This window comes from Chryseobacterium tructae (assembly GCF_030409875.1).
Classification (GTDB): domain Bacteria; phylum Bacteroidota; class Bacteroidia; order Flavobacteriales; family Weeksellaceae; genus Chryseobacterium; species Chryseobacterium tructae.
In genome coordinates, this window is record NZ_JAUFQR010000003.1 from 261,857 (window position 1) to 274,664 (window position 12,808).

11 protein-coding genes are annotated in these 12,808 nt (G+C 36.2%); 10 read left to right on the forward strand and 1 reads right to left on the reverse strand.

Annotated elements, in window-relative coordinates; genetic code table 11:
• Positions 1-145: 145 nt before the first annotated feature.
• Positions 146-3,514 (reverse strand): transcription-repair coupling factor, encoded by a 3,369-nt coding sequence (gene mfd / locus QWZ06_RS24920; RefSeq protein ID WP_290301823.1) that lies wholly within the window; start codon positions 3,512-3,514, stop codon positions 146-148.
• A gap of 250 nt (positions 3,515-3,764) precedes the next feature.
• On the opposite strand from mfd, the gene QWZ06_RS24925 reads away from it, so the two are divergent.
• The 10 genes from QWZ06_RS24925 (at position 3,765) to dnaB (ending at position 12,802) form a co-directional block, all read left to right on the forward strand.
• Positions 3,765-4,160, forward strand: coding sequence for a hypothetical protein (locus tag QWZ06_RS24925; RefSeq protein WP_290301824.1), 396 nt, complete (start codon positions 3,765-3,767; stop codon positions 4,158-4,160).
• Positions 4,161-4,340: 180 nt separating this feature from the next.
• The gene (locus QWZ06_RS24930) at positions 4,341-4,646 is read left to right on the forward strand and encodes a hypothetical protein (protein ID WP_290301825.1); all 306 of its coding nucleotides are present in this window, start codon (positions 4,341-4,343) and stop codon (positions 4,644-4,646) included.
• 138 nt (positions 4,647-4,784) lie between these two features.
• Positions 4,785-6,284: a GH3 auxin-responsive promoter family protein gene (locus tag QWZ06_RS24935; RefSeq protein ID WP_290301826.1), complete on the forward strand. Its 1,500-nt coding sequence runs from the start codon at positions 4,785-4,787 to the stop codon at positions 6,282-6,284.
• A gap of 69 nt (positions 6,285-6,353) precedes the next feature.
• Positions 6,354-6,716, forward strand: coding sequence for a hypothetical protein (locus QWZ06_RS24940; RefSeq protein WP_290301827.1), 363 nt, complete (start codon positions 6,354-6,356; stop codon positions 6,714-6,716).
• Between the two features lie 92 nt (positions 6,717-6,808).
• Positions 6,809-8,044, forward strand: a complete 1,236-nt coding sequence (locus QWZ06_RS24945) for an MFS transporter (protein WP_290301828.1) — start codon at positions 6,809-6,811, stop codon at positions 8,042-8,044.
• A 300-nt stretch (positions 8,045-8,344) separates the two neighbouring features.
• The gene (locus tag QWZ06_RS24950; RefSeq protein ID WP_290301829.1) at positions 8,345-8,941 is read left to right on the forward strand and encodes a tetratricopeptide repeat protein; all 597 of its coding nucleotides are present in this window, start codon (positions 8,345-8,347) and stop codon (positions 8,939-8,941) included.
• Between the two features lie 34 nt (positions 8,942-8,975).
• Entirely contained in the window at positions 8,976-9,476 is a 501-nt protein-coding gene (locus tag QWZ06_RS24955) for a hypothetical protein (RefSeq protein ID WP_290301830.1), read from the forward strand.
• A gap of 422 nt (positions 9,477-9,898) precedes the next feature.
• Positions 9,899-10,303, forward strand: coding sequence for an FIDD domain-containing protein (locus QWZ06_RS24960; protein ID WP_290301831.1), 405 nt, complete (start codon positions 9,899-9,901; stop codon positions 10,301-10,303).
• Positions 10,304-10,314: 11 nt separating this feature from the next.
• A complete protein-coding gene (locus QWZ06_RS24965) occupies positions 10,315-11,064 on the forward strand; it encodes a T9SS type B sorting domain-containing protein (RefSeq protein WP_290301833.1) in 750 nt (249 codons plus the stop codon).
• Between the two features lie 151 nt (positions 11,065-11,215).
• A complete protein-coding gene (dnaB, locus tag QWZ06_RS24970; RefSeq protein WP_290301835.1) occupies positions 11,216-12,802 on the forward strand; it encodes a replicative DNA helicase in 1,587 nt (528 codons plus the stop codon).
• Positions 12,803-12,808: the final 6 nt, after the last annotated feature.

The window sequence follows — 12,808 nt, forward strand, 5'->3', positions numbered from 1 at the left end:
TGCTTAAATAAGGGTAATTCTCTTAAAAAGGAATATTACAAGCAAAAAACATGATAACAATCATAAAAAAACCATGTAAAAATTTACTTTTTTACATGGTTTAAGCATTATTTACAGAAACTTATTAATTTTTATAGACTATGTTTTAATTATGCTCAATGATAGCTTTTAATAGAATATTTACCTCATCTACGTTTTTCACTCTTTCTTTTCTCATCATCAATTGATTTCCTTCCTTACCGGATTTCTCCTTAAGCTGTGCTTCGGCAGGATTTCTTGTCAAATAATTAATAATATGTCTGAATCTGTCAGTCTGATAGAATTTATCCTGAGGATTACTTGGGAAGTAGCCTAAAAAGACCCCATTTTTCATCACAATTTTATCAAAACCAATATCTGCAGCTAGCCATTTTAAAGAAACACTTTTCAATAAATTGACTGCTTCTTTCGGCAATGCACCGAATCTATCTATCAATTCAAGTTCAAACTGATGAAGATCTTTTTCATTATTGATCTCAGCTATTTTTTGATACAGCAACAATCTTTCTTCCGTATTGGAAATATAGAAATCGGGAAGCATTAATTCAAGATCTGTATCAATGTTGACATCTTTTACAGATTTGAAAAGCTTTTGCCTATCTTCTTCATTATCAAATAGATTTTCGAAATCAACATCATCTTTCAATTCTTCAAGCGCTTCCTGCATCAGTTTCTGATAGGTTTCAAATCCCATCTCATTGATAAAACCACTTTGTTCTGCTCCCAACAAATCTCCAGCACCCCGAATCTCAAGATCCTTCATTGCAATCTGAAAACCACTCCCTAAATCAGAGAATTGTTCAATGGCTTCCAATCTCTTTCTGGCATCAGAAGTCATCATATCATAAGGAGGAGTGATTAAATAACAGAAAGCTTTTCTGTTACTTCGCCCTACCCTTCCTCTCATCTGGTGAAGGTCTGCCATTCCAAATCGTTGAGCATCATTAATAAAAATGGTATTTGCATTCGGAACATCTACTCCACTTTCTACAATAGTGGTAGAAACAAGTACATCATACTTCCCTTCCATGAAATCCAGAACGTTCTTTTCCAATTGCTTCCCTTCCATCTGACCATGCCCTGTGATGACTCTGGCATCTGGAACCAGACGCTGAATAAGCCCGGCAATATCTTTAAGGTTTTCAATTCTGTTATTGATAAAATACACTTGTCCGTCTCTCTGAATTTCATAGGAAATAGCATCACGAATTATTTCTTCGTTGAATCCTACCAACTGTGTATCTACCGGCTGTCTGTTGGGTGGTGGGGTTTTAATTACTGATAAATCCCTTGCTGCCATCAATGAGAACTGCAATGTTCTCGGAATTGGGGTTGCGGTCAGTGTAAGAGTATCCACATTATTTTTCAGCGTCTTTAGCTTATCCTTCACAGAAACACCAAACTTATGTTCTTCATCAATAATTAATAATCCAAGATCTTTAAATTTAACGGAACTGCTCGCCAACTGATGGGTTCCAATAATGATATCTACTTTACCATTCTTAAGGTTGTCCAGAGTTTCAGACTTTTGCTTAGCTGTCCTGAATCTATTGACATAAGAAACATTGACTGGAAAATCTTTAAGCCTTTCCTTAAAACTTCTATAGTGTTGAAATGCCAAAATAGTAGTAGGAACAAGCACGGCTACCTGCTTCCCATCTGTTGCAGCTTTAAATGCAGCACGGATTGCTACTTCCGTTTTCCCGAAACCTACATCTCCACAAACCAGACGATCCATTACGGTATCCGCTTCCATATCTTTTTTCACATCTACAGTAGCTTTTTCCTGATCCGGAGTGTCTTCATAAATAAAGCTTGCCTCCAGCTCATTCTGCAGATAAGAATCTGGGGTATAAGCAAATCCTTTTGCCGTTTTTCTTTGAGCGTATAATTGAATAAGGTCAAATACAATCTGTTTTACCTTAGCTTTGGTTTTCTGTTTTAGAGATTTCCATGTTGGAGAACCTAGCTTACTCAAAACAATTTCTCTTCCATCCGGCCCATTATATTTTGATATTTTATGTAACGAATGAATACTTACATATAATAAATCACCGTTTTTATAGGTCAGTTTAAAACATTCCTGAATTTTCCCATCATTATTTACCTTCACCAATCCCATAAACTTCCCGATTCCATGATCGATATGAGCAATATAATCCCCAATTTTCAAGGACATCAGATCTTTCAAAGTAAGCTGTTCTGATTTTGCAAAGGTATTTTTAGCTTTATATCTCTGATAACGATCAAAAATCTGATGATCAGTATATACTAACAGTTTGTGTCCATTATCTACAAATCCTTCATGCAGTTCAGATTTAAAACTTTTAAAAGGAAGCTCATGTTCAAGCTCTTCAAAAATAGACTCCAGTCTTTCTTTTTGTTTTTCCGTTGAAAAGGAAATCCACGTATCGAATCCGTCTTTCTGTTTTTCCTCAATATCTTCGATCAAGAGTTCGAAGTTTTTATGGAAAGAAGGTTGTGGAAGCTGTTCCATTTTAATTTCAGCAATTTCTTTCACTCCTTCCAGGACTATATTTCCGAAATCAACCGTTTTAAATTTTTTATAATCAAATAAAAATTCCTGATCGGAAATAAAAAGTTCCTGTGGAGCTCTATGTGAAATATCTTTACTTAGCGTGTCATATTTTTCAAGGGATTTTTCATAGAATGATTTAATCTTCTGCATTCCCACCATCCCATTTTTAGAAATCACATAACTTTCTTTAGGCAATAATTGCAGTAATGAAACTCTGGTTCCCGTTACCGAAAAATTCATATTGGACACCAATTGAAAATCTTTCACTTTGTCTACTGAAAGCTGGGTTTCTATATCAAATGTCTTAATGCTTTCTACCTCATTTCCAAAAAAGGTAATCCTGTAAGGTTTTTCATAGGAATAAGAAAAGACATCTACAATCCCTCCTCTTACAGAAAACTCGCCAGGTTCTGAGACGAAATCGGTCTGTTGGAAATGGTAATGAGTAAGCAATTCGTCTACAAAATCAAAATCTAACTGATCTCCTACTTTTATATGATGAGAAATCGCTTTGAAATCTTCTTTCTTCAATACTTTTTCGGATAAAGCTCCTGAATAAGCAACAATAACCTTTGGAGATCTCCCTGAATTGATCTTATTCAGAACTTCTGTCCTTAGTACAAGATTCGCATTTTGTGTTTTCTCTACCTGATAAGGCTCAAGGTGAGTCGCCGGAAAATACAATACTTTATCTTTTCCAAGCAGATCTTCCATTTCGGTATTGGCATACAATGCATCCTCTTTATCATCTACCAGATAAAGAATATTTCTTTTCTGAACCAAAAAAAGTTCAGCGACAAAAACAGAAACGGAAGATCCCGCGCTTCCTTTCACGGCAATATGCTGACTATTTTCTAACTGAGTAAAAATTTCTTTCCCGAATTCTTTTTGCATCAGATTCGGAAGAAACTTTTCATTGATGGATTTTAACTGCATAAATAGTAATGGTATAAACGACAAAAGCGATTTCGGGAGTTTTCCGAAACCGTTTAAATACTTTACAAAGGTAAGGATATTTTTTCTCCGAGCCTAAAGAACAGGAACTTTCAGATTTAAAATGAACCACTTAGCTATTTAAATCTTAATTTTTTACTAATTTATTTAATTACCTGTTAAAAAAAAACAGATATTTTCTCATGGCATAGTGTTTGGGACTTTAAATCAACCAAACATTAAAAGTAGTATTATGAAAAAAGCAATGAAAATTTTAGGAGTTTTGATGCTGTTTGTTTTTACAGCATTATCTTTTTGGTCGTGCAGCAAGGATGACGACCCTGTAGACAATGACTTTTTTGCCGGAACCTATAAAGGAAGCGTATCGTATAATGATGGTGGCTCCACCAATACAAGTACTAACGACGGAAGTGTATTTGTAACGAAGATTGCCAGTGGCACAAAGTATAACTTTACCTTCTCAAACGGTATTCCAAGTCTAAACGGAGTAGAGTTTAGCCAACAAGGAGATCATACCTTAGTTATGGTGGGATCTACTGCGACATCTTATATTAGAATTGATAATAATACATTGAAAATTTTATACATCCAGGATGGCAAAACATGGACAGCCAACTGTACTCGTTAAACCATCTCTTATTGATGTAAAAGCCTGTTCTCCCAATCGGAAAGCAGGCTTTTTTTATTATTTAGAAAATTGCTTTAATTTTTTTTTAAGCTGTAATAAACTTTAGTTAAGTTTAAAAAACCAAAATTTCTAGCCTGCTTTTTGTATATCTTTATTCAACAAAAAATAAACAGTATTCCTATGAAAAAATTATTATCAGCAATGTCATTAATCTTAGGATTAGGCCTTGCTACTGCTCAGCAGACTGCTCCCGCTACAAGCACACCTCACGCTCCGGTTGTAAAAACTACTGCTAAAGCAGCTAAACCTGTAGAAGTAAAAGCAGCTAAGCCTATGGCGACTAAAACAGCTAAGCCAGCAGAGGTAAAACCAGCTCAACCAGCAGCTAAAATGAAAAAAGATGGTACTCCGGATAAGAGATACAAAGATAATAAGCATCTGAAAAAAGATGGTACTCCGGACAAGAGATACAAAGAAAACAAATAAAGCATAACATTAACATATAGTTGTTATTTTCATAATCAAATTTCGAGAAAAGCCGATGGATTCGTTTCATCGGTTTTTTTTATGCCATACCTGCTAAAAATGGTTCCACAATTCTTTACTTATTTATAAATTTGAAGCATGTTAAACTTCTTCAAGAAAAATGTGGCACTTATCTGGGCAAAAAAACATGTCCAAAAGGCGGAGGAATTCAAAAAAAACGCAGAAAAAAACCAAGAGGATCTATTGATTTCTCTTGTCAACACAGCTCAGAAAACTCTTTTTGGGCGAGAACATGATTTTGAAAACATCCGCTCTGTAAAGGATTTTCAGGAAAAAGTTCCTATTGCCGACTACGAAGATTTAAAACCATACATTGAAAGGGTAAAAAAAGGGCAGGGAAATATTCTTTGGACAGATACCCCTGAATATTTTGCCAAAACTTCAGGGACGACTTCTGGTTCAAAATACATTCCTATATCTAAGGAAGGAATGCCTTATCAGATTGCCGGAGCACAAAGTGCCCTATTTCATTATATCAGCAAAAAGAATAATGCAGATTTCGTGAATGGAAAAATGATCTTCTTACAGGGAAGTCCGGAATTAGAAGAAGTTTTTGGAATTAAAACCGGAAGACTCTCCGGAATTGTTGCCCATCACATTCCTAATTATCTTCAAAAAAACAGACTACCAAGTTGGGAAACCAATATCATGGAAGATTGGGAAGCTAAAGTAGATAAGATTGTTGAAGAAACGGAAAGTCAGAATATGACTTTAATTTCGGGAATACCTCCTTGGCTGATCATGTATTTTGAGAAACTAACAGAGAAACATGGAAAAAAGATAAAACAACTCTTTCCTAATTTGCAACTCCTTGTAACGGGTGGTGTAAATTATGAACCTTACCGTGATAAAATGGAAGATCTATTAGGCGGAAAGGTAGACATCATTCAAACTTTTCCTGCATCTGAAGGATTCTTTGCTTTTCAGGATGATTATACAAAAGAAGGACTTTTGTTACTTACCAATCATGGTATTTTCTATGAGTTTATTCCATTAGAAGAGTATGGAAAACCCAATGCCAGAAGATTACCATTAAAAGAAATTGAGCTTAATAAGGACTATGCATTGATTCTTACCACCAATTCCGGGTTGTGGGCTTACTCCATCGGCGATGTTGTCAGGTTTATTGATAAAAAACCATATCGAGTTTTGGTAAGCGGAAGAACGAAACATTTCACTTCTGCATTTGGAGAACATGTAATTGCGTTCGAAGTAGAGGAAGCCTTGAAAGCAACTCTTGAAAAATATCCTGCCCAAATTACAGAATTCCATCTTGCTCCACAGGTAAACCCAACAGAAGGACTTCCTTATCATGAATGGCTGATTGAATTTGAAAAAGATCCTGAAAATTTGGAAACCTTCAGAAATGAGCTGGATCAGCAGCTTAGAAATAAGAATACATATTATGATGATCTGATTTCCGGAAATATTTTACAAAAGCTTCATATCACTAGACTTAAGAAGAATGCGTTCCATGAATATGCAAAATCTCAGGGAAAACTAGGTGGTCAAAATAAGACCCCAAGATTGGCTAACGACAGAAATATCGCAGATTTATTAGAAATTTACAAACTTTAAAGATATTTTTTCAATTCCGAAAACGTATATTCGAAAAAAATTATAAATTTGAAAAACTAAACGAAAATAATGAAAGCATCTGTACTGTTGAAATCATCTTTATTAACGTCTTTATTTGTGATTACCTCTTGCGCTACAACAAAATATAGCGAAGATATTTCAAAAAATAATTATTCCAACCTGGAAGCCGGAAAGATTTACAAAGTTACTATGAGAGACGGATCTCCGAAACAAAAAATATTATTCAGAAACATTGTTGGAGATAACCTTGTAGGTACAGCTGGAAAAAAAGACAGTACAGAAGTAGTTATCCCTAAATCCAATGTGGCTGCAGTGAAAGACAGAAGAAAAGCAAGAATTGTAGCAGGTGCCACTCTTATTGGTGCGGCAGGAGTTGCTGCCATTGTGATCAGTTCTTCAAGAGCTGACTAAAATAGATTTTATCTTTTGATATATATTTAATATATCTTTTAAAAAACGACATACAGATAGCCCTAAATAAATTTTTAGGGCTATTTTTGTTCATGATTTCCTTTACCCCGTTACAAACCTTACAAAATGTTGAGTTCAGAAATCTTCTCACTGGGAGATTTTTTATTGTTTTAGCCTTCAGAATGCTTGCTACCTTATTAGGATGGTGGGTATATCAATTAACCAAAGACCCTTTTTCAATTGGGCTTATTGGGCTTTCAGAGGTAATTCCGGCAGTGAGCTGCGCTTTATACGCTGGCCATGTTATAGATATGAATGAAAAAAAGAGATTATTACTCATCTGTAATTATGCTTATGTATTTCTGATCGGATTGCTTTTAATTCCTGCTTTTTTTAATGTTCAAATGCATTTTACAGGGCACGAGATTACTTATTACATTTATGGAGTTATATTTTTCACAGGTATTGCAAGAGCTTTTATAGGCCCTATCGTTCCTTCTATGATTCCTAAAATTGTAAAGAAAGAGAATCTCCCGAATGCCGTTACTCTTAATCAGGCAACATTCCTTATTTCTTCAGTATGCGGACACGCTATCGGAGGAATCCTTATTGGATATATAGGAGTACAATGGACATTGGTTGCTATTTTATCGTTAATATTTATTGCCTCTCTCTTTTTCTGGCAACTGAATCAACAACATTCAGAAAATAAGAAAGAAACAGTAGATGTTGTGGAAAGCATGCGTGAAGGAATCTCTTATATTTTTAAAACAAAAGAAATCCTGGGAGCTTTATGCCTTGATATGTTTGCTGTACTTTTTGGAGGTGCGGTAGCTATGATTCCTGTATTCGCTACGGACATCCTGAATTCCGGGGCAGAAGGGTTTGGTCTATTGAATGCAGCTTCAGATATTGGCTCAATGTGTATTATTACCATTCTATCTATTGTTCCTTTACGAAAAAATCAAGGAAAGGTATTACTTGCTGTAGTGACCGGATTTGGAATCTGCATCATCGGATTTGGATTATCGAAACTTTACTGGCTTTCTTTTATGTTCTTGGTGCTAAGCGGGATGCTTGATGGTATTTCAGTCGTGATCAGAGGAACTATTGTACAATTAAAAACTCCTGATCATATAAGAGGAAGAGTTTTAAGTGTTAATTCAATATTCATCATGTCCAGTAATGAAATGGGACAATTTGAAAGTGGAGTTATGGCCAAAGCATTAGGTGTAGTACGTTCGGTAGTATTCGGAGGATGCATGACCGTTCTGATCGCCTTAATTGTTGGAAGCACCAATCCAAAGCTAAGAAAAATGCAATATTAACAAACTTATTACCAATTGATTCAAAAACAATTAAATCAAATTAAAATCAAAAATACACAAAATAAGGATAGAACATTTTCTATCCTTATTTTATTTTTATACCTATTCAATCTAAAAACAATATTCAAATTTAATTACAAATAAAACCAAAAATCCAACAACCATTACAATCTTGACATAATCCAACCAACCACCAAAAATACCACATCCAAATACAAAATATAGTATTCTTTAAATATATACTAAACCAGAATACCAAAACGTTATTAATTTCATATATTTGTAACAAATATCTTCTTTATGAATAAAATTTTACTTATTTTAAGCTTTTTCGTGACGGGCTTATGGGTAAGCGCCCAAACTTTCACAGACAAAGCGTTACAACAAAGTGCTACACAGCTCAACACCGTTAATACTGAAGGTGATTACGACAAACTGTTTAAGAAATTCACAGAGAACAACACCTCTGAACAATGGAAAGCTTTTTACTACGCTGCTGTTTCTATGTATCTTAAAGCGGAATTATTATCAAAAAAATCTGCTGCTTCTGACATCTACCCTATTGGCACAGCTGAAAAATTTGCTCTTGGAGTATCACTTTCCCAGCCGGAAAACCCAGAAAACAATATCCTTTTGGGTCTCATCACATTGCGAAGCATACAAATGAATGTCTACAATAATCCAGCAAAAGCAATACAATCTGTTTCAGAATATATTGCAAAAGCGGAAAATTCTGACCCAAATAATCCAAGACTAGCAATCCTAAAAGCAAAATCAGCAGAAAGATCCGGCAATATGGCTGAAGCTGAAGTTCAATATCAAAAAGCAGCAACAGGATTCACAACCTCGGGTTCTTTACCGGGATGGGGTAAACAACTTATCCCAAGCAACAAATAATTCACTCTAAGGATTCAATTTTAAATCGGTCAAAATGAAAAAATATCTACTGGTTTTTCTAATTTTCATCACCCAAATGGTTTTTGCACAACAAGACTGTATCACCGCTATACCAATATGTAGTGATTCAGAAATCTCGTTAAAACCTAACGGAAGCGGAAGTGTAAAAGAAGGAAGCGGCTGTCTAAGCACTGAAAGTAACTCCATCTGGTTCACCTTCAGCATACAAACAGCAGGAACCTTAACCTTCCTGATCACCCCCATGGGACCCAAAGCCTATGACATTGATTATGACTTCGCCTTGTATGGCCCTAATCACAGCTGCAGCAACCCTAGAGAAACCCCTCTGAGATGCTCTTATGCAGGAATGGGTAACTTACTAAGCAGACCTCTTACAGGCCTTAATATGACCGCAACAGAAACCACAGAAGGCGCTGGCGGTATTGGCTTTGTTAAATATATTGACGTACTTCCAGGAGAGGTATATCATTTACTTCTAAACAACTTCTCAACTGACATTGCTCCTTTAAACTAAGTTTCGGAGGAACAGCAACATTACTTACACCTTTTGACAATAACTCATTAAAGATCTATCAGCCTTTTCCATTTTTAGAGCCTGGAGCAAACAATGATGGAAACATTGATATTTGTGGTAACCCTGTTACGTTTGATTTTGGTACGTTATCTAATCACATCAGAAATAACAACCCTAATTTTGTTATAAAATATTTTCATAGCGAAGCGGATGCACAGAATGATTACGATCCTATAACAACTCCTATCCCGGTTAACACAACTACCAAGTACGCCTATTCCATTTCTTATGTTGATCCTACCAAGCCTCTCAGCTTCTTAAATCAATGTAGAAAATTTGGAGAGATCAATTTCTTTGACAGATCTTTCACACTTACCCCTGCAACACTTACATCATGTAATAACAACAATGCAGGAACAGCAATGTATGATCTGACATCTGCAACTATAGGTGTAACCCCTAATCTTGTTATGAAGTACTACCCTTCAATGTATGACCTTGATCATAACATTAACGAGATCACCAACCCTTATCAGTACGTTGCATCTGAAGGATCAGCCTTTGCAAAGGCAACCAATGAGTATGGATGTATTGCAATTACAGAAATTAAACTAAAGTTCTACCCAGATATTACAGTATACGACGCTGCAATAGAAGCTTGTTTCATAGAATCAAACCCTTCTACAGGTTTATTTAACCTTGATAACGCTCCGGTTGTACCACAAAATTCAGGTACAGATAAAAAATACTTTCCTTCTTTGATTGATGCTGTAGATGGAACAAACGAAATACCAAATCCTAAACTTATATTGCTCCCAATGGAGTAGTATATGTAAGAGTGTATAACCCGCAAGGATGTTTCAAAGTTGCTAAAGTAACTCTTAAAGTACTTCCTCCGGTAAAATCAACAGTACTTCAGGATAAAATCATCTGTATGGAAGACAAAACCACACTGGATGCAGGCCCTGGATTCAAAAAGTACGAATGGAGCACAGGAGCAACTACACAAAGTATTAACAATGCAGGAGTAGGAACATACTGGGTAAAATTAACAACCGGAGAATGCGTTACAACGCAAACCGTAAAAGTATACCCTACTGAACAACCTGTTATAGCAAGCATCGACGTAGCAACGACTACAATAACAGTAAATGTAATAGGCGGAACTCCTGATTACAAATACTCTATAGATAATGTTGTATGGCAAGACTCCAATGTATTTAGCAATGTTCCTAGAGGCAGTTACAAAATCTATGTAAGAGATGCCTATAACTGTGATCCTATTGAAGTTTCAGTATTGGTACCTAACATCGTAAATGTTATTACACCAAATGGAGATGGCGTTAATGACATTATGGATTATTCAGCGATTGCAGGGAAACAAAATCTAACATTGAGTATTTTTGACAGATATGGTGTAAAAATTCACCAGGCCGATAAGTCCAACGGATACAAATGGGACGGAACCATTGCCGGCAAGAAAATACCTACTGGTACTTACTGGTACACTCTAACCTGGAATGAGAACGATAAAAAGAACACGCCTTTCAAATTCTCAGGATGGGTCATCTTGAAAAACAGAGAATAACCTCTCAGTCATATCATAAAAATCACTCCAATTGGGGTGATTTTTTTTATCAACATACCCAATCCCCTAATAGCCGCATTTCCACAAAGACTGCTAATAATTTGTTGAATACTATTTCCTTGATATTTTTTAAATAAGCTATCTTTGCACCATGGCGCAGAAAGAAACATTATCATCCCTTACCCACGGAAACTTTGCAAAAGAGCTCTCTATTGCGGATGGAAAAATGCCTCCTAATGCAGTGGATTTCGAAAGACTTGTTATCGGAACTTTTTTGATTGACAAAAAAGGTCTTGACCATTCCATTGACCTTCTTACCCCGGAAGTATTTTATGATCCCAGGCATCAGGTTATTTTTTCTACTATATTAAAGCTTTACGAAGGTAACCACCCCGTAGATTTAATGACCATTATTCAGAATCTAAAAAAAGATGACAAGCTAAGCCAGGCAGGTGGTGATCATTATATCATTGATCTGACCATGGGAGTAAGCTCATCTGCCCATATTGAATATCATGTTCGTGTTATTCTTGAAAAATACATTTTAAGAAGTCTTATTAATGTTTCTGCCAATGTGATTGATTCTTCCTACAAAGAGTCAACCGACGTATTTGAACTTTTGGATAAAGCAGAACAATCTTTCTTTGAGATCACCAACGGAACTATAAAAAAAGGATTTGATACCGCTAATTCATTAGTAAAACAAGCTATTGACACCATCAAATCTCTAAAGGATAAAGAAGGACTTTCAGGAGTTCCTTCGGGATTTAGAGATGTGGATAAAGAAACCGGAGGCTGGCAGAATTCTGACCTTATCATTATTGCTGCACGTCCGGCGATGGGAAAAACAGCATTCCTTCTTTCCATGGCAAGAAATATTGCTGTAGGTCACAAAATCCCAATGGCTCTATTCTCCCTCGAGATGGCATCTGTACAGCTTATCACCAGAATGATTGCTTCCGAAACAAGAATCTCTTCTGAAAAACTCAGAAAAGGAACCCTTGATGATGAAGAATGGCAAAGACTTTTCTCCAATGTATCAGAACTGGAAAACGCTCCTTTATATATTGATGAAACACCATCACTTTCCATCTTCGACTTCCGTGCAAAATGCCGAAGACTGGTTATGCAGCACGGTGTCAGACTGATCATGGTCGACTACCTTCAGCTGATGACCGCAGGTAGTGGCGGAAAAGGAGTTGGAAACCGTGAACAGGAAATCTCGATGATCTCACGTTCCTTAAAAGCTATTGCAAAAGAATTGAATGTACCGGTAATTGCACTTTCTCAGCTTTCGCGAAGTGTGGAAACGCGTCCCGGAAAGAGACCTCAGCTTTCGGATCTAAGGGAATCCGGAGCGATTGAGCAGGATGCGGATATCGTTTCTTTTATTTTCAGACCCGAGTACTACAAAATTACGGTATGGGACAATGATGAAGAAGGACAAGAAACCTCTACAGAAAATCAAGCTGAATTGATTATTGCAAAACACAGAAATGGTGCGACGGCTGATGTCAGATTATCATTCTTAAAGCATTTTGCAAAATTTGGTGATATTGAAGCAGCTCTTGATGGCGGCATGGGAGGCGGCTACCCTTCTAACTTTGGTGAGCCAAGTGGTTTTGACAAAATCAAAACTACAATCCAACCAGGAGCAGCATTTGACCTTCCCGACAGCTCAAAGCTTTCAGGATCATCGATGAATGATTTTGATGATGATGATGATTTCCCTTTTTAAATATTT